General features: G+C 69.4%; 22 protein-coding genes and 3 pseudogenes. 7 read left to right on the forward strand and 18 right to left on the reverse strand.

Features of this window, described 5'->3' with window-relative positions; all coding sequences use genetic code 11:
• Positions 1 to 92 precede the first annotated feature (92 nt).
• The gene (locus tag QTQ03_RS08905; protein WP_289277568.1) at positions 93 to 989 is read right to left on the reverse strand and encodes an IS3 family transposase; all 897 of its coding nucleotides are present in this window, start codon (positions 987 to 989) and stop codon (positions 93 to 95) included.
• The gene (locus tag QTQ03_RS08910) at positions 986 to 1306 is read right to left on the reverse strand and encodes a transposase (protein WP_502889683.1); all 321 of its coding nucleotides are present in this window, start codon (positions 1304 to 1306) and stop codon (positions 986 to 988) included. The genes QTQ03_RS08905 and QTQ03_RS08910 overlap by 4 nt, the downstream gene beginning before the upstream one ends.
• Before the next feature lie 673 nt (positions 1307 to 1979).
• Between QTQ03_RS08910 and QTQ03_RS08915 the strand changes: the two genes are divergently transcribed.
• The gene (locus QTQ03_RS08915; protein WP_289277569.1) at positions 1980 to 2828 is read left to right on the forward strand and encodes a transposase family protein; all 849 of its coding nucleotides are present in this window, start codon (positions 1980 to 1982) and stop codon (positions 2826 to 2828) included.
• 70 nt (positions 2829 to 2898) lie between these two features.
• Here QTQ03_RS08915 and QTQ03_RS08920 read toward each other — a convergent pair whose 3' ends face one another.
• The 3 genes from QTQ03_RS08920 to QTQ03_RS08930 form a co-directional block, all read right to left on the reverse strand.
• Positions 2899 to 3681, reverse strand: a complete 783-nt coding sequence (locus QTQ03_RS08920) for a transposase family protein (protein ID WP_289277203.1) — start codon at positions 3679 to 3681, stop codon at positions 2899 to 2901.
• A gap of 463 nt (positions 3682 to 4144) precedes the next feature.
• Complete coding sequence (locus tag QTQ03_RS08925) at positions 4145 to 4441, reverse strand: MoaD/ThiS family protein (protein ID WP_289277570.1); 297 nt, start codon at positions 4439 to 4441, stop codon at positions 4145 to 4147.
• Positions 4438 to 5553, reverse strand: coding sequence for a WD40/YVTN/BNR-like repeat-containing protein (locus QTQ03_RS08930; RefSeq protein ID WP_289277571.1), 1116 nt, complete (start codon positions 5551 to 5553; stop codon positions 4438 to 4440). Before QTQ03_RS08930 ends, QTQ03_RS08925 begins: the two co-directional genes overlap by 4 nt.
• 361 nt (positions 5554 to 5914) lie before the next feature.
• On the opposite strand from QTQ03_RS08930, the gene QTQ03_RS08935 reads away from it, so the two are divergent.
• The 3 genes from QTQ03_RS08935 to QTQ03_RS08945 all read left to right on the forward strand — a co-directional run bounded on the left by QTQ03_RS08935 (position 5915) and on the right by QTQ03_RS08945 (position 7573).
• A complete protein-coding gene (locus QTQ03_RS08935) occupies positions 5915 to 6061 on the forward strand; it encodes a hypothetical protein (RefSeq protein WP_289277572.1) in 147 nt (48 codons plus the stop codon).
• A 41-nt stretch (positions 6062 to 6102) separates the two neighbouring features.
• Positions 6103 to 6522 carry an ASCH domain-containing protein gene (locus tag QTQ03_RS08940; RefSeq protein WP_289277573.1) on the forward strand — a complete coding sequence of 140 codons (420 nt, stop codon included), beginning with the start codon at positions 6103 to 6105 and terminating at the stop codon, positions 6520 to 6522.
• 214 nt (positions 6523 to 6736) lie between these two features.
• Positions 6737 to 7573: a glycosyltransferase family 8 protein gene (locus QTQ03_RS08945; RefSeq protein ID WP_289277574.1), complete on the forward strand. Its 837-nt coding sequence runs from the start codon at positions 6737 to 6739 to the stop codon at positions 7571 to 7573.
• A 239-nt stretch (positions 7574 to 7812) separates the two neighbouring features.
• Here QTQ03_RS08945 and QTQ03_RS08950 read toward each other — a convergent pair whose 3' ends face one another.
• The 4 genes and pseudogenes from QTQ03_RS08950 to QTQ03_RS08965 form a co-directional block, all read right to left on the reverse strand.
• Positions 7813 to 7977, reverse strand: coding sequence for a VOC family protein (locus tag QTQ03_RS08950; protein WP_289277575.1), 165 nt, complete (start codon positions 7975 to 7977; stop codon positions 7813 to 7815).
• An 18-nt stretch (positions 7978 to 7995) separates the two neighbouring features.
• Complete coding sequence (locus QTQ03_RS08955) at positions 7996 to 8121, reverse strand: DUF5988 family protein (RefSeq protein ID WP_289277576.1); 126 nt, start codon at positions 8119 to 8121, stop codon at positions 7996 to 7998.
• A gap of 369 nt (positions 8122 to 8490) precedes the next feature.
• The gene (locus QTQ03_RS08960) at positions 8491 to 8898 is read right to left on the reverse strand and encodes an ABC transporter permease (RefSeq protein ID WP_289280740.1); all 408 of its coding nucleotides are present in this window, start codon (positions 8896 to 8898) and stop codon (positions 8491 to 8493) included.
• 362 nt (positions 8899 to 9260) lie between these two features.
• Positions 9261 to 10169: pseudogene (locus QTQ03_RS08965) on the reverse strand (ABC transporter ATP-binding protein); the annotation flags it as partial.
• Here QTQ03_RS08965 and QTQ03_RS08970 point away from each other — a divergent pair.
• Positions 10144 to 11331: pseudogene (locus QTQ03_RS08970) on the forward strand (acyl-CoA synthetase); the annotation flags it as partial. The pseudogenes QTQ03_RS08965 and QTQ03_RS08970 sit on opposite strands and share 26 nt — an antisense overlap.
• Here the strand turns inward: QTQ03_RS08970 and QTQ03_RS08975 are convergent.
• Positions 11328 to 11993 (reverse strand): 4'-phosphopantetheinyl transferase family protein, encoded by a 666-nt coding sequence (locus QTQ03_RS08975; protein WP_289277577.1) that lies wholly within the window; start codon positions 11991 to 11993, stop codon positions 11328 to 11330. The pseudogene QTQ03_RS08970 and the gene QTQ03_RS08975 sit on opposite strands and share 4 nt — an antisense overlap.
• A gap of 20 nt (positions 11994 to 12013) precedes the next feature.
• Between QTQ03_RS08975 and QTQ03_RS08980 the strand changes: the two genes are divergently transcribed.
• Entirely contained in the window at positions 12014 to 12673 is a 660-nt protein-coding gene (locus QTQ03_RS08980; protein ID WP_289280741.1) for an IS701 family transposase, read from the forward strand.
• A gap of 311 nt (positions 12674 to 12984) precedes the next feature.
• On the opposite strand, the gene QTQ03_RS08985 is transcribed toward QTQ03_RS08980, so the two are convergent.
• The 7 genes and pseudogenes from QTQ03_RS08985 to QTQ03_RS09010 all read right to left on the reverse strand — a co-directional run bounded on the left by QTQ03_RS08985 (position 12985) and on the right by QTQ03_RS09010 (position 19713).
• The gene (locus tag QTQ03_RS08985; RefSeq protein ID WP_289277578.1) at positions 12985 to 13695 is read right to left on the reverse strand and encodes an ankyrin repeat domain-containing protein; all 711 of its coding nucleotides are present in this window, start codon (positions 13693 to 13695) and stop codon (positions 12985 to 12987) included.
• Between the two features lie 191 nt (positions 13696 to 13886).
• Positions 13887 to 14162, reverse strand: a pseudogene (locus tag QTQ03_RS30290) (ankyrin repeat domain-containing protein); the annotation flags it as partial.
• Complete coding sequence (locus tag QTQ03_RS08990) at positions 14159 to 15271, reverse strand: hypothetical protein (protein ID WP_289277579.1); 1113 nt, start codon at positions 15269 to 15271, stop codon at positions 14159 to 14161. The gene QTQ03_RS08990 and the pseudogene QTQ03_RS30290, both read right to left, overlap by 4 nt.
• 409 nt (positions 15272 to 15680) lie before the next feature.
• Positions 15681 to 17098 (reverse strand): IS3 family transposase gene (locus QTQ03_RS08995; protein ID WP_502889711.1). Its coding sequence is split into 2 segments (ribosomal slippage): positions 15681 to 16768 and positions 16768 to 17098, totalling 1419 coding nucleotides; the frame shifts between segments, so codons are not numbered across the junction.
• A 47-nt stretch (positions 17099 to 17145) separates the two neighbouring features.
• A complete protein-coding gene (locus tag QTQ03_RS09000; RefSeq protein ID WP_289277580.1) occupies positions 17146 to 17469 on the reverse strand; it encodes a reverse transcriptase domain-containing protein in 324 nt (107 codons plus the stop codon).
• Positions 17470 to 17573: 104 nt separating this feature from the next.
• Positions 17574 to 17990, reverse strand: coding sequence for a reverse transcriptase family protein (locus QTQ03_RS09005; protein ID WP_289277581.1), 417 nt, complete (start codon positions 17988 to 17990; stop codon positions 17574 to 17576).
• Positions 17991 to 18750: 760 nt separating this feature from the next.
• Entirely contained in the window at positions 18751 to 19713 is a 963-nt protein-coding gene (locus tag QTQ03_RS09010; RefSeq protein WP_353890580.1) for a cytochrome P450, read from the reverse strand.
• Between the two features lie 141 nt (positions 19714 to 19854).
• Here QTQ03_RS09010 and QTQ03_RS09015 point away from each other — a divergent pair, with 141 nt between their 5' ends.
• A complete protein-coding gene (locus tag QTQ03_RS09015; RefSeq protein ID WP_289276634.1) occupies positions 19855 to 21141 on the forward strand; it encodes an ISAs1 family transposase in 1287 nt (428 codons plus the stop codon).
• Here the strand turns inward: QTQ03_RS09015 and QTQ03_RS09020 are convergent.
• Positions 21130 to 21465: a hypothetical protein gene (locus tag QTQ03_RS09020; protein WP_289277582.1), complete on the reverse strand. Its 336-nt coding sequence runs from the start codon at positions 21463 to 21465 to the stop codon at positions 21130 to 21132. The two genes, QTQ03_RS09015 and QTQ03_RS09020, sit on opposite strands and share 12 nt — an antisense overlap.
• Positions 21466 to 21491 lie beyond the last annotated feature (26 nt).

Below are 21491 nucleotides of genomic sequence, written 5' to 3' on the forward strand. Positions count from 1 at the left end.
GCGGTTCACAGCTACTACGGGCGAGTCCGCCAGCGTCCCCGCATCGGTACTGGGGTTGACCCGGTTTGACGGACAGGGTCGGTAAGTTGATCTCACGCTACCTTGCTCGTTGGCCTGCGGGAATAGGCCGTCGCCTCATACTCGGCCGGGCTCATGTAGTCCAGGGTGGAATGGCGGCGGCGGGTGTTGTACCACCCCTCGATCCACTCGAAGATCGCCGCACGGGCGGCGGCCCGGGTCGGCCACGCCCTCCGGTCGAGCAGTTCGGTCTTGATCGTGGCGAAGAACGACTCCGCGACGGCGTTGTCCCAGCACTGACCCCGCCCACCGACCGACAACCGCACCCCGTTGCGGTCGGCCAGCCGGGCGTACTGCGCACTCGTGTACTGGCAACCCCGGTCGCTGTGGAAGATCACCGGCCCGGTCGGGCGTCGGACGGCGATCGCGTTGGACAACGCCTGAGCGGGCAGATCGGTCCGTAGGTGGTCGGCGGTCGCCCAGCCCACAACCCGGCGTGAGGCGATGTCGATGACGGTGGCGAGGTACAGCCAGCCCTCCCACGTGTGGATGTAGGTGATGTCGCCGCACCAGCGGGTGTCGACCCGGCCGGCGGCGACGTCGAAGTCCCGGCGGATCAGGTCCGCCGACAACGCCGCCCCCGGGTCGGGCACGGTCGTGGTGCGCCACCGCTTCGGCGTGCGGCCGCACAACCCGGCGCCCCGCATCAGCCGGGCGACCCGCTTGCCGGAGTGCCGCCGCCCCTGGGCGGCGAGTTCGGCGCGGACCCGGGGTGCGCCGTAGGTGCCGGCCGAGTCGGCGTGGATCTGCGCGATGCGGGCGGCGAGGTCTGCGTCGTCGCGTTCCCGCCGCGACGGCCCGGCACGGTGCTGGTAGTAGGCGGACCGGGAGACCTCCAGCAGCTCACAGGAACACTTCACGTTCCCGTCGGGCCGCGCCTTCTCCGCCTCGATGAACGGGTACACGTTCACCGGGTCTCCCTCACGAAGAAAGCCGTGGCCCGTTTCAGGATGTCGACGTCCTCGCGGAGCCGGCGGTTCTCCCGCCGCAGCCGCGCCAGCTCGTCGCGCTCGTCGCTGGTCAACCCGTCGCTGCGGGTGCCGGCGTCGATGTCGGCCTGCCTGACCCACTCACGGACCGCGGTCTCGGTCAGGTCGAAGTCCCTCACGACCTGCGCCACCGATCGGTCACCCCGCCGGCACACCTCGACGATCTCCGCCTTGAACTCCGGCGTGAACGCTCTGCGCGGCCGGCGTGGCTTCTTGCCCATGCCTTCCATGATGAACATCCTCCCGAGGAGCACACAGCCCCTCTGAGCTGGGATGTCCGTCAAACAGGGTCAGGCCCATACTCCGCTCCTCGCGGTTTCCGCCGCTTGGAGTTCTCCCTCTCGCCGCCGGTCACCCAACGGGCGGTATCGGGGTCCGCCTTCACACGTTCCATACGAGAGCCTGGACCGGGCTCATGCTGCCTATATGCCGGACACCACCTGGGCAGTAAGCGGCTATCCCCCAGGCTCTTCCCGAGACTCACCTCCGGCCTCGGTTTTGATGTCATCTGACTGAGTTTCGACACGTCAACGGCAGAGAACTCGACGTTCATCGCTCATCTTCCCGGTCCACACCTGACGCGATCATGCCGCGCCTTTTCCAACGACGCTCAGGACGACGGTCTTCAGCCAACGCCCCTCGTGGTGGTTTGAAGCCTGCTTCCGCACGCCGGCTCCGGAGGGCCAAACAACCTCCATCTCTCGTACAGCACCGCAGTCCACGAGGCCGCCATCCGTCTCTGCCTCGCTTTCCACGTTCGTGTTCGCAAGAGGCGATCTCAGCGAGAGGCGCGGGCTGGATCTGACCGACACGCGGGCGTACCGGGTCGAGTCGGACGGTGCTCGATACAGGTGTGAAGCCATCGATAGACAAGTTCTTGCGACAGAAACCGCGTCTTCGAGAGGGCTCCACGTGATTGCCTATCGTGGCATGGTCGACGTGCCCAGGGAACTGGTGCGCCACCTCGCCCGCCTGCTCGCCGCCGAGCGCCGTGCCCGGGGCACTCGACGCGGGACACGGGCGTTTACCTGCTTCTACCAGGCGTTGCTGGTGCTGATCTGGTTCCGCAAGGCCGAGGACAAGACGCTGCTGGGTACCGGGTTCGGCGTCTCGCGGGCCACCGCGTACCGATCCGTGGCCGAGGGCGTAGCGGTCCTCGCCGCGCAGGCACCCGATCTGCACGAGGCGTTGCAGCAGGTCGCCGACGACGGCTGGTCGTACGTGATCCTGGACGGCAAGCAGTTCGACCGCGACTGCGACCGCGTCGCGGAGACTGCGCTCAGCGTCAAGGGCGACACCATCGACGTGTGGTATTCCGGAAAGCACCGCGACGTCGGCGCGACCCATCCAAGCGATCATGCGACGGACGGACTGCCGACATGGACCTCCGACGCGATGCCGGGGCATCTGCACGACCTGACCTGCGCCCAGCAGCAGGGCATCACCGCCGCGCTGAATCGGTCCGCCGCCGAACTCAACCTGCCCGCCCTCTCCGACGCCGGCTACGACGGCGCAGGCCACGGCATCAAGACCCCGGTCAAGCAACCCAACGACGGCCGGCGGCTCGCCCCCGACAACCGCACCACCAACCGGCTGCTCCGCGGCCTGCGCTGGCACGGCGAACGCGGCTTCGCCATCCTCCACGGACGCTGGAAATCGCTACACCACACCACCAGCGGTCCCCGCGGAATCGGCGACATCGTCGCCGCGGCTCTACACCTGACCCACGTCGAATACCGACACCTACCCGAAGGTCGCTGAGATCACCTCGCTGAGCACCATCCACGAGACCATGGACAATTGAAGGGAAAGCGGCTACACGGAGGGTCATTCAAAACCCGGGTGCGGCGGTTCTGAAGATCTCCAGGGCGGTGGCGGTGCGTAACACGTCGGGGAAGTCGGTCATGATCCGGTGGTAGCCGGTCTTGAGGATCTTCCAGTTCTTCAGATGACTGATGGCGCGTTCGACGGCGGCGCGGAGCCGGTTGACGCTGTAGTTGTACGCCTTTTGCTGGGCGGTCAGTTCCCCACCGGGTGGTTTCTTGTGCGGGGTGATCGGGCCGGTGCCCTGGTAGCCGCCGTCGCCGATCATGCCTGGTCCGTCGGTGAGGTGGCTGGCCCAGCGTTCGGCGATGCCGGAGATGAAGAACGCCGCCGCGTCGTGGCGGGCGCCGTTGACGGGTTCGCCGACGTCGGCGACGCGGCCATCGAGGTTGGCGATGACCTGCACGTTCTGCCCTGACAGGTGTTTCTTGCCGGAGAACAGTCCGTGGTAGGACTCGCGTTCGCCGACCGGGGCGACGAACCCGTCAACCAGCACACCGTCACGGCGGGTCTGCTCCAGGCGCTGGTCGACCTCAGGACGGGTGACCCAGCGCAGGATCGGCTGCAGGATCTGGTGATAGCGGGTGATCGTGGCCTGCGAACAGCCGAACACCTCGCCGAGGACCTCGTCGGGCATGTTGTGCCGGAGTCCGAACAGCACCGCGATCACCGCCGTGGCCAGCGGCAACACGTGCGGACGCCCGACCGGCGGCTTCTCCCACTCATCGCCCACGATCTCGCGAACCCGGCCGATCAGGTCAGCGAGCCGGTCGGTCGGGAGTCCTGTCATACTTTCACAGCGCAGCGGCTGACCCTCGATCAACTTCCACACAAAGCTGATCTATCGGATCCCAGCCGCTGCGTCTACTCCGGACAGTCAACCCGGGTCACGGGCACCCTCGAACCTCACTCAACGTGACATCCATGGGTGTCGACCGAGTTTTGAATGGCCCTCACGGGCGACTCCACGTTCTCGAATTATTACGTCCGTTCTAACGCACGAGCTGGCGGACCCGCGACGAGGCCGAGAACGCGATCTTCGCCATTACGGCTGGTACAACACCCGCCGTATCCAACGCGAGCTGGGCCACCTCAGCCCGAACGAGTACGAGACCACCTGGCACACCCACCAGACGCAACCAGCCGAACCACCTATCGCCACCCCTGCGCCAGCCGGCAGCAGGTAACCACCGCTCCAGCAAAGCGGGGGAACTCAGACGTGGCCGCCCGAGCGCGGTTCCCCCGCCGGGGACTCAGCCGCCGGCCATCGCGCCCAGCACGATGAACGGCTCCTTGCCGGCGACCACCTCCTCGGGCAGCGGCGAGTCCGGCGACTCGTGGGACAGGTCCAACTCGCAGGCGTAGAAGCGGACGAACGGGCGGCGCTCGCCGCTGTGCCGGTCACGGATCGTGCCCAGCAGCATCGGGTAGGCGGTCTCCAGCGCCTCGAGCACCGTGCGCTGGGTGGGCGGCCCGGCCACCTCGACGCGGATCTCGCCGGTGACGTGCGCCAGGTTCTTCAGGTGGGCCGGCAGCACGACCCGGATCACGGCAGCACCTGGACCTCGACGGAGAGCACCGCGGGCAGGTCGCGCACGATCGGCGCCCAGTTGTCGCCGCCGTCGGCCGAGTGGTAGACCTGCCCGCCGGTGGTGCCGAAGTAGATCCCGCACTCCTCGTGCGTGTCGACGGCCATCGCGTCGCGCAGCACGTTGACGTAGCAGTGCGACTGCGGCAGCCCGTTGGTCAGCGGCTCCCACTGCTCGCCGCCGGTGCGGCTGCGGTAGACGCGCAGCTTGCCCTCGGGGGGGTAGTGCAGCGAGTCGCTGGTGATCGGAACCACGTAGATCGTCTCCGGCTCGTGCGCATGCACCGCGATCGGGAAGCCGAAGTCGGTCGGCAGGTTGCCGCTGACCTCCCGCCAGTTCGCCCCGGCGTCGTCGGTGCGCATCACGTCCCAGTGCTTCTGCATGAACAGCGTGTCCGGCCGGGACGGGTGCTGGGCCAGGCGGTGCACGCAGTGCCCGACCTCGGAATCCTGGTCGGGGATCTCCCCCGAGCGCAGCCCCTTGTTGATCGGCAGCCAGCTCGCGCCGCTGTCGTCGCTGCGGAACGCCCCGGCCGCCGAGATCGCCACGTAGATCCGGTCCCGGTCAGCCGGGTCGAGGATGATGGTGTGCAGGCACATCCCGCCGGCGCCGGGCTGCCAGCTCGGACCGGTCGGATGCTGGCGCAACCCGGTCAGCTCGGACCAATTCTGGCCACCGTCGGCGGAATGGTAGAGGGCGGCGTCCTCACCGCCCGCGTAGACCTCGTCCACGCCGTGCCGGGACGGTTCGAGGTGCCAGATCCGCTTGAACTCCCACGGCCGGGGGGTGCCGTCGTACCAGAGGTGCTCACCGACGTCGCCGGTGTAGGCGAAGTCGTTGCCCACCGTCGTCCAGCTCCGGCCGCCGTCGTCCGAGCGCTGGATGAGCTGCCCGAACCAGCCGCCGGACTGGGACGCGTAGAGCCGGTCCGGCTCGACCGGGGAGCCGGTCAGGTGATAGACCTCCCAGCCGCCGAAGTGCGGCCCGTCGACCGTCCAGTCGGCGCGCCGGCCGTCCGAGGTCAGGATGAACGCGCCCTTGCGCGTGCCGACAAGTACTCGTGTTGATGTCACGTCTCGTCCTCCGTTCGACCGTTCACCAGGTCCGACCTGCACCGCGCCGAAACTCATCGCTGTCGTACTCGCCGGGTACGACAATCGGCGTCCGACCCGGTGGCGGCAAGGCCGCCGCGCCGGTCGCGGCGGCGGCACAGAACGGCCGGGACCGGCGGGACATGGTCGCGCAGGCGGAGCTGAACGCCGCGAGACGGCGGCCGTGGTTCCCGCTGGCGTTCCTGCCCGACGAGCTGCCGGCGACGCCCTGGGCGGACATGGACTTCGACCCGGCGCCAGTGTTCGCCCGGCTGACCGGCCCGGTGCTGCTCGGCTACGGCGAGACCGACGGGTGGACCCCGACCGAGGAGAGCCTGGCGGCGTGCGGCCCGCGACGCCGAGCGGACCGTGGCCCGGCTGGCCGGCTTGCGACCACGCGCCCACGCGCGACGGGCGCGAGGAGCTGGCGGGCGTCAGCCCGCACTACGAACCCGTCCTGCTCGACTGGCGGCTGCCGCCGGCCCGGTAAACGCGTCGCCGGCGGCCGGCGCCGCCGCTACGCTGCCGGCCATGACCGCAGCCGAGCTACCCGCGTTCGAGTTCGCCTTCCCCGGTCCGCTGCGCGACCAACTGGTCGCCGCCGTGCTCGACGGCACCAAGACCAGCACCACCGGGCTGCTCCAGGACTACGAGATCGACGGCGAGCCGCTGCCGGAGGTCGGCACCCGGTTCGCGGTGATCGACTCCGCCGACCGGACGGTGGCCGTGATCGAGCTGGTCGAGGTACGCGTCGCCCGGATCGGCGACATCGACCTGGACCACGCCTGGGACGAGGGCGAGGAGTACGCGTCGGTCGCCGCCTGGCGCGCCGGTCACGAGGATTACTGGCACGGCGACGACTACCGGGGATGGCTCGGCGATCCGACGTTCACGATCGACGACGACACGCCGGCCGTGCTGGAGCGTTTCCGGCTCGTCGAGACGCGGTGAGGGCACTCTCGAGCCGCTTCGGGTGCGGTTGTGGTCGCCCTGGCAGCAACGAACGCATCCGAAGCCGGCGGCCCACTGCGCGGCCGTGCTTGAGGGGCAATTCAGGGGTTGTTCGCCAAACCCCTAAGCAATAGCGCATTCCTTGCCGGGCCCACAATTCCGCGGCTACTTTTCTCGACGTTGCGCTCACGCACCGCCGCGAAGGAGAGCACCCGTGGACCTCACCCTGACCTTTGACAACGCGTACGCGGCGCACGCCGCGGTCGTCATGTCGACAGTCGCCGAGTCGAACCCGGGCGAGGAGCTCCGGTACTGGCTGGTCGCCGCCGACGACGTGCCGGCGAGCGCCCGTACCACGCTCACCCGCGTCGCCGGGCCGAACGCCACAGTGGAGTTCCTTCGGGTGGACGCCGCCCAGGTGAACCTGTCCAAGGACAGCGACCCGCTGATGGCGTACCTGTCGCCGGCGATGTACCTGCGGCTGCTGGTCCCGGCGGCGCTGCCGGCGGACGTGCACCGGTTGCTCTACCTGGACTGCGACACCATGTGCCTGAACAGCCTGCGGCCGCTGTTCGAGGTGGACATGGGCGGGGTGCCGCTCGGCGGGGTGCGGGACCCGTTCAACCGCCGGCTGCTGCACATGGGCGGCATCCCGGGTCTGGCCGACTACGACCACCTCGACCCGTACGCGCACTACTTCAACTCCGGCGTGCTGCTGATCGACGTGCCGCGCTGGAAGGAGTGCGAGGTGACCGAGGTGTCGCTGAACTACCTGCGCCGGCACGCACACGAGTCCCGCTACCCGGACCAGGACGCGCTCAACTGCGCGGTGCACGGCAACTGGCTGCGGCTGCCGTACTGGTGGAACGACCTGATGGCCTGGCGGCGGGAGCCGGTGTTCGGCGGCAAGCTCACCGACTCGTCGATCATCCACACCGCCGGCCCGGTCAAGCCGTGGCAGCCCGGCTTCCCGCAGGGCGCCCGGCGCGACCTCTACTGGCAGCACCGACGACGCAGCGGCGGCGGCCTCGGGTCGACGCTGCGCCGCTGATCCTCGCGGGCACGACGAACGGCCCCGCCACCGGGGCCGTTCGTCGTCGGGCACCTGGCTAGGGACCGGGTACCGCCCAGCGCAGGCCGGCCGGGTCCCGGAACACCACCCCGACCGGCGGGCCGCCGTTCGGGGTTCGGGCGTCGCGCCGGCCGCCAGCGCCCGCTGCACGAGCAGGTGCGGATCGGCCGAGGCGAGCGGCAGAGGGCCGCCCGGACCGTCGGACCACTCGCTCACCGTCAGCCGGGGCCGTCGACCACCAGTTCGGCGTGCAGGAGGCGGCCGTCCAGCAGGCACTCCCGCTGCACCCGCACCGCCTCGAAGACCGCCGCGTAGAACGCGGTCACCGTGGCCACGTCGGTCACCGTCAGGTGCGCGTCGTTGCGCTGATCCCCGATGCCCATCGCGTTACCGCCTCTCGTTCACTCCGCGATACGGGTACGGCCGGTCCAGCGAAACACCGCCGGCGCGCCGTCGACGACGCCGGCCGGATCCCGCTCGAAGTGCTCGTAGCCTCCGTAGTGCCGTACCTTGATCTTGGATTCCACCGGGGACACCCGATGGTTGCGCAGCTCGACCGGCAACGTCGCCGGCCCGCCCCTCCAGCACCGCCTCGACGGTGCCGGTGGCGTCCGTGCCTATCTGGTGGGCCGTCAGCGGCCAGGGGGTCCGGTCGTCATCGTCGACGAAGGACGTCGCCGTCCGGACGGCCGGGGCGGGATCGGAAGAAGCTGTCACGGCACGACCTCCGTCGTTCGCCGTTCCGCCTCGCCGTGCGCGCGCCGCGGGCGCCACGCGCGAGCGCGGGCGGATCACCGCCGGTTCCACCGGGACGGAACCCGAGGCAGTCTCCCGTGCGACTCGAACGCAATCCGGATCACACCGCCGAAGTACCCTTAGCCGCCCCCTACCGAGGCCTACTCCCAACGGAAGAGGCGGGTGGCGAGCAGGCAGCCCAGGACGGCGGTGCCGGCCAGCACGAGCAGCTGCGACACGGCCGGGTTCTGCCCCGCCCACGCCGCGGAGATGGTGTCCACGGTGGCGCCGAGCGGCGAGTATTCCCCGACGCGGGCCAGCCCGGTGGGCATCTGGTCGCGCGGCAGCCACGCCCCGGCCAGGAACAGCAGCGGGAAGAACAGCGTCGGACCGATGGACTGCGCCGACCGCGCCGACGGGGCGAGCGCGGCGATGAGCAGGCCGATCGCGAACAGGCAGGCCACCCCGAGCAGGAACGCCAGCACGAAACCGGGCACGTTGGCCGGCGCCGGCTGGTCCAGCAGCAGGCGTACGCCGAGCGCGGTGACCACCGCGCCGGCCACACCCATCGCCAGGTTGACCACCACCTGGGCGATGAGCAGCAACGCCGGGCTGACCGGGGTGGTGGCCACCGGCGCAGCACCTTCCGTTCCCGGTAGATGCCCAGCGCCATGGGCAGTGTGAAGAGCGCCAGCATCCCGATCGTGAGGGAGAGCGCGATGGACGGCAGGAAGGTCAGCTCGCCGTGCTGCCCGGGGGTCGCCTCCTGACGGGCGCCGCGCTGGGGCAGCCCGAACACCAGCATCAGGCCGAGCGGCAGCGCGAAGACGAAGAACAGCGAGACCGGCTCCCGCAGGAACAGCTTGGCCTCGACGGCGACGAGCTTGGACAGGGCGTTCACGATGACCTTCCGTCGAGCGCCGGCGGGGTGACCGGTGAGGGAGACGAACGCGTCGTCCAGGGTGAGCTGGTCGACCCGGAGGCCGGCGTAGCGGATCTTGCGTTCGGTCAGCGCCGACAGCACCGCCTGCAGCACCTCCTCGCGGCCGGTGACGGTGACCTCGTCGCCGTCGCGGCGGACGGAGCTGACCTCGGGCAGCGCGGTCAGCAAGGCGTCGTCGAGGTGGCCGAGGGGGCGGAAGTGCACCCGGTGCTCGGCGTCCACCCGGGACATCAGCCCAGCCGGTGTGTCGATGGCGACCACCCGGCCGGCGTCGATGAGCGCGAGCCGGTCGCAGAGCCGCTCGGCCTCGGCCATGAAGTGGGTGACCAGCACGACCGTCACGCCCCGGTCGCGGATCCGCTCGACCAGGTCCCAGGTGTCGCGGCGGCCTTTCGGGTCCAGCCCGGTGGTCAGCTCGTCGAGGATCGCGATCTCGGGACGACCGACAAGCGCCAGCGCCACCGAGAGGCGCTGCTTCTGACCGCCGGAGAGCTTGTGGAAGGCGGTGTCGCGCTGCTCGGCCAGCCCGAGATCGGCCAGCAGCTCGTCGATGTCGGCGCGGTTGCGGTAGAAGGACCGGTAGAGGTCCAGCGCCTCCCGCACCCGCAGCTTGTCGGGGAGCTGGCTCTCCTGGAGCTGAGCGCCGACGCGCTGGCGCACCTCGGTGCGGTCGCGGATCGGGTCGAGTCCGAGCACCCGGACCGTGCCGCCGTCGGCGCGGCGCAGGCCCTGCACGCACTCCACGGTGGTGGTCTTGCCGGCGCCGTTGCGACCGAGCACGCCGAAAATCTCGCCCTGCTCCACGGTGAACGAGACGTCGTCGACCGCCACCTTGTCGCCGTACCTCTTGTGCAGGTGTGGTGCCGGTGCCCCGGACGCCGGGCCGGTGGAACGCAACCACGTGCTGCGCGACTCCGCCGCCCAGGTGCTGCTGGCGACGCCCGGGACCGCCGCCGTCGACGGTCCCGCCGCGCCGCCGGCCGTGCCGGTCGACCTGACCCGCCGCTCGGACACCGCCATCCCGAGCCGGACCCGGCGAGCACCGCGCTGATCCTCTACACCAGCGGCACCACCGGCGCGCCGAAGGGCGCGGTGCTGTCCCGCCGCGCGGTCGCCGCCTGCCTGGACGGGCTCGCCGACGCCTGGGCCTGGACACCGGACGACGTGCTGGCGCACGGGCTGCCGCTGTTCCACGTGCACGGGCTGGTGCTCGGCGTGCTCGGCCCGCTGCGGGTCAGCGGCCGGCTGCACCACGTCGGCCGGCCGCGCCCCGACCGGTACGCGGCCGCCGCCGGCTCGCTCTACTTCGGCGTACCCACGATCTGGTCGCGGATCGCGGCGGAGCCGGTGGCGGCGCGGGCGCTGCGCGGCGCTCGGCTGCTGGTGTCCGGCAGCGCCGCGCTCCCCGAGCCGGTCTTCACCGCGCTCGCCGACCTGACCGGCCACCGCCCGGTCGAGCGGTACGGGATGACCGAAACCCTGATCACGGTGAGCGCTCGGGCGGACGGGCACCGGCGGGCACCGGCGGGTGGGCGCGGTCGGCGTGCCGCTGCCCGGCGTGCGCACCCGGGTGGTCGACGAGCGGGGCACGCCGCTGCCCGCCGACGCGGAGACCATGGGCGAGCTCCAGGTCCGCGGCGACACGCTCGTCGACGGCTACCTGAACCGGCCGAACGCCGACGCGGCCGCCCGGAGCGCGGACGGCTGGTTCCGCACCGGTGACGTGGCGATGGTCGGCCCGGACGGCGTCCACCGGATCGTCGGCCGGGCCGCCACCGACCTGATCAAGAGCGGCGGGTACCGGATCGGCGCGGGGGAGGTGGAGGACGCGCTGCTGGCACACCCCGGGGTCCGGGAGGCGGCCGTGGTCGGCACCCCGCACCCGGACCTGGGCCAGCAGGTCACCGCGTACGTGGTCGGGGACGGGCCGGCCGAGGCCGAGCTGATCGACTTCGTGGCCCGGCGGCTCTCCGTGCACAAGCGACCGCGGCAGGTGCGGCTGGTCGACGCGCTGCCCCGCAACGCCATAGGCAAGGTGCAGAAGAGCCGGTTGTTCTAGCGTGCCGACGCCGCCGGGACGGTGACGGCGGTGAGCACCAGACCCCGCTTCACCAGGAACCGGCCGTCGAACGCGGTCAGCTCCACGCCGTCGAGCCGCGGCCCGGGCACCAGCAGCCGGGCGGTGAACGTGCCGGCCGGGTCGACGACGATGTCCGCCTCGGCGAAGTCGAGCCAGCGACCGGTCAGCGGGAACCACGCCTTGTAGACCGCCTCCTTCGCGCTGAACAGCAGTCGGTCCCAGCAGACCCCGGGGTGGGTGGCACGCAACGCGGCGGTCCGGGTGCGCTCGGCGGGCAGCGCGACGGCGCCCAGCACCCCGTCGGGCAGCGGCGCGTGCGGCTCCGCGTCCACGCCGACGCTGCCGACCGTGCCGGCGCGGGCGAGGGCGGCGCCGCGGTAGCCGTCGCAGTGCGTCATGCTGCCGACGATGCCGGCCGGCCAGCCGGGCGCGCCTCGGACGCCGGGCAGGATCGGCGCGGGCGGCAGGCCCAGCCGGGTCAGCGCCTGGCGGGCGCAGTGCCGGACGGTGGTGAACTCCCGCCAGCGCTTCGGCACCGAGTTCGCGACGACGTGCTCCTCGTCCGGGTGCGGGCGCAGCCCGGCCGGGTCGGTGAAGCACTCCTCCACCACCACCGCCGGCGGCAGGATCCGTTCGATCACGCCCCGGATACTAGTGGGGGCTGGCGAGGTTGCCGGTGACCGCGGACTCCGGCTACGGCGACTGCGCGCTGTTCCGCCTGGGGCTGACCGAACGCGGCCTGCCCTACGTGGTCCAGGTCGACCCGAACGCCACCGCCCACCCCGGCGACGCCGTGCCGGTGACACCGACCTACTCCGGTCGGGGTCGTCCGCCACGGCCTGCCTACCCTGATCCACCGGTCACCTTCAAGCGCCTCGCCCTGGCCGCTGGCCGGGACGCGACCCGGCCGGTGACCTGGCGTCACGGCAGCCGGCGCACCCGCGGCAACCCGACCGCCGCGATGCGCTCCCGCTTCCTACGCCTACGGATCCGCCCCGCCAACCGCGACATCCCCCGAGCCGACGACGGCACCCTGCCCGAGGCCTGGCTGATCGCCGAGTGGCCACCAGACGCCACCGAACCAGTCAAGTACTGGCTATCCAACACGGACACACGCACCTCCCTGAAGACCCTGGTCCGGCTGGCGAAACTCCGCTGGCGGGTCGAACACGACTACCGAGAACTCAAATCCGGTCTCGGCATCGACCACTTCGAAGGCCGCACCTTCACCGGCTGGCACCGCCACGTCACCCCCACCGTGCTCGCCCAAGCCTTCTGCGTCCACCTCCGCCTCGACCCAAAAGCGGATGCGCCGGCCTGACCCTCTACGCCGTCATTCGGCACCTCCAACAACTTCTCGTGGCCATGGCCGGCGCATGCCACACCTGTAACCGCCCATACAACGACACAACCTAACAAGGCACTACTAGTCACCGGGCCAACTCGTGTATGCCCAGCTCAAGCCCCAGATTCGCGGACTATATCGACGCAAAGCTGCGAAACGCAGGCTCATCTTCCTGCGTGCCGAAGTGCGAGCATGCGCGTCGATCGTCCCAGCGGCCATTGCCGCAGATCCGTTCGGCCTTGTCCACTGATGAATCCACCCCGCCAGAGGTATAGCCCTGGCGCGCCTCAGCGGCCGAGCTGCCGGTTGAGCTCTTCAAGCACGTCGATGCTCTCCAGTCGGCTGGCGCCGGCCGGCATGACGCGCGTGGTGCCGTAGGCGAGCTCGACCAAAGCCGATCGCACGGCGGCGAGCTCGTCGGCGGTGACGTCCAGTTGATGCCAGGATGCATTGGCCGCGGGGACGACCTCCTCGCGCAGCCGCACGGCAACCGCCCGTGCCGTATCGGCGTCCGCGCCCGTCCGAGTCTCCCATTCGTTGTCGCCGAGGTCGTCCAGAGCGATGTCGAGGACGCTCGCCAACAGCTGAAGCATCTGCGGATCGCCGGCGAGTCGGACGCCGGTCGGGACGGCCCGGACGACGGTGCGAACAATCGGCACGTCGTCCAGGCCGGCGTGGCGCTCGCCCAGCATGAACTGTACGTTCTGGCGCTGCCAGCCGCGGGCCAGTTGCAGGGCCGTCATGCCGTCGGCGCTGACCGCGCCGATGGCGGCACCGGCCAGCAGCAGGGCCGTGATGACCCGTTGTTCGTCGCGTTCGACCGCGTGCATCAACGCCGTCCGTCCTCGCCCGTCGCGGGCGTCCACGTCGGCGCCGGCCTGCAGGAGCACGTCCACCGCGGCGTGATCGCCGCGTCGGGCGGCCACGACGATCGCCGGCGTGCCGTCGGAACGCCGTTGGTTGGCGTTCGCACCGTACGTGAGGAGAAGGCGCAGCACCGCCGGCGCGACGGGCGCATCACCGCGGTGATGAGAGCTGGCTCCTCGCTCGGGCCCGGGGCCGCCCCTGCTTCCAGCAGGACTCGTAGCGTCGCCAGAGCTGCCGGAGTCGGGCGGAACGCGGTGTAGGACACGGGCTCGGTCAGCACGCTCGACCTGCTTGCATGCTCCGCCGCCAGCGCCCCATGGGCTACGAGGGACTGCACCACCTCCGCGTGCGACTCAAGCACGGCGGCGCGCAGCGGCGACGCGGTGTAGGGATCGGCGGGGCCAATGCGGGCGCCGGCGTCCACCAGCAAACCCACGATCCCCAGCCAGCCGCCGCGCGCAGCCGTAGCCAGCACCGACCCCCGGAATCGGCCAACCGTGACGTTCGGGTCCGCGCCATCGGCCAGCGCCTGCCCGACGGCCACCTCGTCACCGGCCTGCACCGCCTCGACCAGACGCTGATCGGCTACATGATTCATCGATCATCACCCGTCAGGTCGGTAAACGCCCGCAACTGCAGCCGCTCTGCCACATTGCCAGCGAACCAGGAGAAGAAGTCGCTGTCCGGGTCGAGGCCAGCGCGAACCATGTCACACCAGTCCTGCCGATCCAGCACCGCGAGGTACTGCCGCACCAGGTGGTCTCGCTGCTCGGCGGTGCATCCGGACCGATCAGGGGCCTTGTCTGCCAGGTGACCGACCGCCGCGTCGACGTACCTGCTCACGGTCGGCGCCTGCCGACCGAGGTGAGCCACATGCGCGGCAAGCACGGCCGATGCGGGCGGGTAGTGCTGAAGGGTCATGCCCATGCCACCGCAGTCAGCCATGATTTTCAGTAGTCGCCCGGTGTGACCGATCAGGTCATCGTCGACCTCGGTGCCGACGATCGCTTCGTGTAGGTGGGCTGCGGTGGCGACTTGGCCGGCGAAGTAGCCGTTGAGATAGTCGCCGTCGCAGGCATGGCGCAGCAGCCACCGGCGGGAGGCGTACACACCGCGTCCGCAGAGCGCCTCGATGACGTAAACGCGTCCCCAACCGGCAGCCCGCTGAGCCAGCCACAACAACGCTTCTTCGCCGCCGCGGCGGCGTCGCAGCGCCTCGGCGGCCAACGGCCCGAACCGGTCCGACAGCAGGCCGATGGTCTGAATCAGCGGAATGTCTTCCTCCGCCCAATCCGTGGCGAGCAGCGCCAGCCCGACTGTCGTGGAGCATCGATCAGTGCTGTGCCGCACCAACCAGCAGCCGGTCTGCCGCACCCGCTGCCGGTCTGCGCGCAGCGCCGCGGCAGCGATGTGCTCGTTGTGGTGGATCGGGACGTCGACGTCATGGAACGCGTCGGCGAGTTCGCTCGGTGGCGCATCGGCCTTGCCGAAGTGCATGTCGAGGATGCCAGCAGCGTCAGCGCCGTCGAGCCGCCGGTCTTTCCGGGTCCGCGGTCGCTGCCGCCGGCGGTGGTGGAGGTCGCCGTCCGGATACGGCTCGCCGTCACGCGGGAGAGGAGAGTCCCCGTGTTGCTGATGCAGGCGCAGCGCGTGTTCGAACAGGGAGATCTGGGGTCCGAGCGATCCAGGCTCGGTCGTCACGCTCACCGGCGGACGGAGGACTCGATTCTCTCGATCATGGCCGGGATGATGCCAGCCCGAACCCGCCAAGGCAAGTAGCGTACGCGGCGTCAAGCACCCGACCCTCGGGTTGACGGCCCAGAGAAGTGCGGACATGCCGGCACCGCTGAAGACGGCCACCTGACAGCACCTTGGCGAGGACGTGAAGAGACGTGGTGGGACGTCGGGTTGAATGACATGGTGATCACAATGCAGGCGGTCATCGAGGTTCCAGCGTTCGCCGCCGGACCGCCGCGACCATGGCCGGTGGCCCCGATGGCGCCCGGCTCGTGGTTGGCGCTCAACGCCGGATGCACCGATGAGCAGGTCGGGCTGTTCGTGGCCGCTTCGGCCTGCTCCCGTGACGGAAGGTGTCAACCTTTTTGGGGCGGTCGGTTCAGGGGTTCGTTGACTGAGTCGTGGTGTCCTCGGGCTTGTTGATCCACGCGGTGGTGGGCAGGGCGGGTGGTTGCGGGATGCCGCGGACGAATCGTTCGGGGTTGCGGGTGTAGGCGGCGGTCAGGACGTCGGCGCGGACATCGCGGACCTGCCGGGCGTGGCCGTGGTGGACGTCGTGTGGGGTGTGCCAGCCGATGCCGGAGTGCCGGTGGATGGTGTTGTACCAGGTGAAGAAGGCGCGGCAGTGAGCTCGGGCGTCCTGGACGCTGCCGAAGCGGTCGGGGAAGTCGGGCCGGTACTTCAGGGTCTTGAACTGGGCCTCGGAGAACGGGTTGTCGTTGCTGCACCTGGGCCGGGAGTGGGACTTGGTCACGCCGAGGTCGGCCATCATCTGCGCGACCGTCTTGGACGCCATTGAGGTGCCGCGGTCGGCGTGGATGGTCAACTGCTCACGCGCGACGCCCTGCTTGGTGATCGCGTCGGACAGCAGCCGTTCGGCCAGGGCGGCGTCCTCGCGCTCGGCGAGCAGCCACGCGACGGTGTAACGGCTGTAGATGTCGATCACGCTGTAGAGGTGGTAGAAGTCCCGCTTGGCCGGGCCGCGCAGCTTGGTGATGTCCCACGACCACACGCGATTGGGGGCGTCGGCGATCAGTTCGGGCTTGACCTTCGGCGGGTGCACCGCGTGACGGCGGCGCTCCCTGACTTCGCCGTGGGCACGCAGGATCCGGTACATGCTCGACACCGACGCCACGTACACGCCCTCGTCGAGGAGGGTGTGGTAGACGGCCGCGGGGGCCATGTCGGCGAAGTCCGGGCTGTTGAGCAACGCCCGGACGCTGTCACGCTCGGCCGCGCTCAGGGCACGTGGCTGCGGCCTGGGTTCACGCCCCGGCCGCGGTGGCGCAGGCGTCTGGCGGTGCCGGCGGTAATGGTTGGCCTGCGGCCGGCCGGTGGCTCGGCACGCCGCCCGGATGCCGATCAGCGGCGTCAGTTCGGTGATCGCAGCGTCGATCATGGTGTCGGCTCGCTCCCGCTGTGCTGGCTGTCGGTCGCGAGTTGCCCCAACAGCGCGGAGAGTTTTCCCTGCACCTCGATCACCTTGCGGGCCTTGTCCAACTCGGCGCGCAGCCGCTCGTTGTCTGCCCGCAACCGGGCTGCCTCCAGCACCGCCGGATCGGTCTTCGGCCGCCCGGCCGGCTTGGCCAGGGCCTCGCGGGCGCCGGCGTCACGCTGATGCTTCCACGCCGCGAGCAGCGACGTGTACAGGCCTTCCCGACGAAGCAGGGCGCCCTTGCCGGCCTTATCGAGGGTCTCGTACTCGGCCAGGATCCGCGCCTTGTACGCGGCGGTGTATGTCCTTGTTCGGGGCTTTGCTGGTACCTCGGGGTCGGGCACCGGGTGATGCGATGTCACGGGGGTGGATCTCCTTGCACGCCCTCACGGGTCAGAGTTTCAGCAGGTCAACCTGCCTTCCCCAAGGATGACACAGAGGGTGACTGGCACATCACCACCAGGTCATCGCAATAGCGGACCAGCACCCCGTGTTCCACGGTGTTCCACACCCGGTCCAGCCGGTGCAGATACACGTTGCAGAGCAACGGCGATGCCGGACCGCCCTGCGGGGTTCCGGACACCTCACGGCGCACCGTCCCCTCCTGCATCACTCCCGCGCGCAGCATCACGCGCAGAAGCTTCAGGACCGCCTGGTCGCTGACACGTTCCTCAACCGCTTGCATCAACTTCTCATGCGGACTCGCCGTAAAACAGTTGGCGATGTCCGTCAACCACCCACCGCGAGCCCCGCCAGGACTCATCTATCAGCACCTGCAAGGCATCGTGCGCCGAGCGCCTCGGGCGGAACCCGAAACTGCACGGAAGAAAATCCGCTTCAAAGATCGGGCTCGAGCACGATCTTCACCGCGGCCTCCACGACACGATCACGGACCGAAGGAATCGACAACGGACGCTGCTCGCTCGTACCGGGCTTGGGTATCAACACCCGCCGCGCCGGCAACGGCTGCCACCGTCCGACCTTCAACTCCTCGGCCACCTCATCCAGGAGCCGTTCAACGCCGTACTCCTCGACATCGGCCAGGGTGGTTCCGTCGATACCCGCAGCGCCACCGTTACGGCGCACCGCGACCCACGCCCGCCACAAGACGTCCCTGCGATAGACCTTGTCTCGCAGCGCATGAAACCGTCGTCCCGGATCAGCCTTGGCCGACCGGTACAGCGCATGCTGCAAGGCACGAACCGAGTCCCTCGTGGACCCCGACGCGGTGGAACTAGCCTGATCGGCACTCACCGGGCCCTCCTTCCAGACACCACGCGTGAACGAAGCAGCGGCCCTTCCCTCACCGGCGGTTATGTTGTCCGCTCGGCTCGATCGGTACTACGACCGCCTCCGACTCCCTCCCGGCACCCGATCCACTTCCCGGCTCCACACCGGTTATAGGACAGGCCGTCCGCGCCAATCACAGAGCGCTTCGGCCGGGGAGGGTCTCTCCAGTTCCCGCCGCTACTGTCTCAACGTTCCGCGCCCTCTTACGCCGGGGAGTCCTTCACGGCTGCGCCTCCAGGCTCTTCACCGCTTCCATGGGCCTTCACCGCGAACCGCCCGGCTCCACTCTCCCTCAATGTCTAACGACGCGGCAGGCTTCGCTCTCCGCTACGGACCGCTGATTCGCTCCCCCAACTGGGCTTTCGACGCTGGGCTTCAACCCGACCCGTTTCCAGACCAAGCCGCCAGCCTGCTACCGGGCCTCCTGGCAGCTACCCGGACCGGACTCACACCGGCAAGCAACGACGAGCTTCAGACCAAGACACAACCGCTGGACGATCACCTCTCAATCACTGGACGCACCGGCGGCACGCACTAAATGGCCCAAGTCGGGTCTGAAGCGGCCACCGCGTCCTCTCTTCCTTCTCTGACTTGGTCGTCTTGAAGGATCGACACGATGGCCATCTCTCATCTACGCAACGCGCCCAACACGGGCAAGTCGTACACCACTCCCGTGGACGCAACCCGCTTCCGCCACGCCGCCCTTTGAGGAACGGAGCAGCAGTTACCTGTCGAGTACTACTGGAAGCTCGCGGAATCCTCGCAGTCCGTGGCGGTCAGCCCGAATCGGCGTGCCGCTCAGCGCGATACGCGGATAGCGAGCCAGCAGTCGGCTCAACGCGGTGACACCCTCCAGGCGGGCCAACCCAGCAGCGATGCAGTAATGCGCCCCTCCTCCAAAGCTCAACGGCTGATTGTCCGGGCGCGCGGGGTTGAAGGTATCCGGATCGGGGAAACGCAGCGGATCACGGTTCGCTGATCCCATCAGCATCACCAGCTCGGCCCCGACCGGGATCGGCACCCCGGCGAGCTTCATCCCCGGCTCCCCGGCCGAGCGGATCATGTGCTGCACCGGTGGGTCGAAGCGCAGCACCTCTTCGATGAACTGTGCGTACGTGTACGTCCCGGCGAGCAGGCCTTCGCGAACCTCTGGATGATCGAAGAGTAGCGCCAATGCGTTGCCCAACAGATTCGTGGTGGTCTCGAAGCCGGCGACCAGTAGGAGCTCCAGGTTCGCCAGCAGTTCACGCGAATCCAGTTGGGCATCCTCGCCGTCGGCCTCAGCCAACAGAACGCTGATCAGGTCGTCCCGCGGATCGGCGCGGCGGAGCTCGACCAATGCACTCATGTACTCATCGAGTTCCGCTGCCGCGGCGTCGGCAGCGGCCAGCTGCGCGTCGTCGATGAGCATCTCAAGCGTGGCGTTCAGATCTTCGGCGAGCGGCCGGAACCGGCTCCAGTCCTCCCGAGGAACCCCCATGAGATCACACATCACCGCCAACGGCACGCGGACCGCGAAGTTCTCCATGAAGTCCACCGCCCCGCCCGCAGCGGCGCACTCGACCAACCTGTCCAGCAATAGGTCCGTAACCTGCTGAATCTTGCCCTCCATCGCGGCGATCCGCCTTGGAGTGAACGCGGCCGACAGTACCTTGCGCATCCGGCTGTGGTCCGGGGCCACGGGCACGGCAAAGTCGGAGAGTGCTCGTGTGAGGACTTTGTGTTGTGGTCCAGAGTGGATTTGACGGGGCGGGCACGGCTCCGGTGATCTTGAGGTTGTCTACGCCTTCGGATCACCCTGTGGAGTACCGTGCCCGCGCCTGCATCATTGCTGATCAACGCTGTCCAAGACCAGCCGGACGAGCAGACACGACCGGTCCTGTTGGGCCGTAACAGGCAGGAAAGCCTGGTCGCGGCGCTGTCGGAGGTTTCTGATCCGCGGGACGCGCGAGGGATCCGGCATCGGTTGCCGACGGTGGTCGGGTTGGCCCTGGCGGCGGTGCTGGCCGGCAATACGTCGGTGTACGCGATCGGGCAGTGGATCGCCGGGTGTTCACAGAAGACCCTGAAGGTGTTCGGCGCCCGGGTGGCTCCGGCGACCGGCCGGTATGTCGGTCCGGATGAGAAGACGGTGCGCGGGTTGTGCGCCCGGCTCGACGGTGACGTGCTGGACGCGGTGATGGGTCGGTGGCTGCAGCGGCGTGCCCTGGCGGCGCAGCGGGCGAAGGCGCGGACCGGGGTACGGCCCCCGCGAGGTCGTAAGGCCCGTCGCCGGGCCAAGGCCGCTGGCCAGCGCCGCTGGCGGGCCAGTACACGCGGTCGGCACCGGCCGCGGCTGATCCAGGTCGCGGTGGACGGCAAGACCAGCCGCGGTGCGAAGAGCGCCGGCAACCCGGCGCCGCACCTGCTCGCCGCGTTGTCATGCGTGGGGGTGGTACTCGCCCAGCGCCAGGTCGACGGCAAAAGCAATGAGATCACCGCGTTCGTACCGCTGTTGACGCCCCTCGAGCTGGCCGGCCAGGTGGTGACGGCCGACGCGATGCAGACGCAGCGTAAGCATGCCCGATGGCTGCGCCAGGTCAAGGACGCGCACTTCATCTTCCCGGTGCTGGACAACCAGCCCACCCTGTTCGACCGGCTCGACGCTCTGGACTGGGCCGGGGTGCCGGTCACCGCGTGGAGCGTGGACGACGACCGGGGCCGGCACGAGCGACGCACCATCCAGGTCATACCCGCTCCGCCCGAGGTGAACTTCCCGCACGTCGCGCAGGTGTTCCTGATCGAACGGACCGTCACCGTCAAAGGCAAGACCAGCTACCAGGCGATGCTGTATGTCACCAGCCTCACCGCCGAGCAGGCCGACCCCGCTGACCTGCTCGCGTACGTGCGCCAACACTGGGGAATCGAGGTTCTGCACTGGGTGAGGGATGTGACCCTCGGCGAGGACGCCTCCCGGGTCCGGACCGGTAACACGCCACGCGTCATGGCAACCCTACGAAACGTAGTGGTCAGCCTGCTCAGAATCCACGACACCACCAACATCGCCGCCGCGCTGCGATACAACGCCCGCACGAACCGCCGGATCCTCAAACTCCTGGACCTTCTACCAGCCTAAACACCCCACCCGCCGACTTTGCCGTGCCCGTGGGTCCGGGGCGTCCTTGAGTAGAACCGACTCGTCGAAGAGCTGGATAGACCGGTGAGCACGGCGCACGGCCCGCTGGCTCTCGTCCACTCTCGAGTAACGGTCCTTAAGATACGCCGAGGAACGCATGGCCTCGCGCACCTCGACGTACGTGCTAACGAGGAACCAGTCCGGCGCTATCTGCGTGACGGGGCCCAGCTCTCGCGCCTTCTGGTAGATCGGATAGGGATCCGATTTTCCCTCGGCGCTCATCAGCGCCCCGATTATCCTTCCTGCGGTCTTCATGTGCTCCACCTTGACAGTCTATTTCCACCACAGTC

Source organism: Micromonospora sp. WMMA1363 (genome assembly GCF_030345795.1).
Taxonomy (GTDB): domain Bacteria; phylum Actinomycetota; class Actinomycetes; order Mycobacteriales; family Micromonosporaceae; genus Micromonospora.

Bases quoted from the DNA above. Each gene is read 5' to 3' on its own strand.
- QTQ03_RS08910 (WP_502889683.1), bottom strand. From the start codon at position 1,306: ATGTTCATCATGGAAGGCATGGGCAAGAAGCCACGCCGGCCGCGCAGA.
- QTQ03_RS08920 (WP_289277203.1), bottom strand. From the start codon at position 3,681: ATGACAGGACTCCCGACCGACCGGCTCGCTGACCTGATCGGCCGGGTT.
- QTQ03_RS08940 (WP_289277573.1), top strand. From the start codon at position 6,103: ATGACCGCAGCCGAGCTACCCGCGTTCGAGTTCGCCTTCCCCGGTCCG.
- QTQ03_RS08950 (WP_289277575.1), bottom strand. From the start codon at position 7,977: ATGGGCATCGGGGATCAGCGCAACGACGCGCACCTGACGGTGACCGAC.
- QTQ03_RS08960 (WP_289280740.1), bottom strand. From the start codon at position 8,898: ATGGGTGTGGCCGGCGCGGTGGTCACCGCGCTCGGCGTACGCCTGCTG.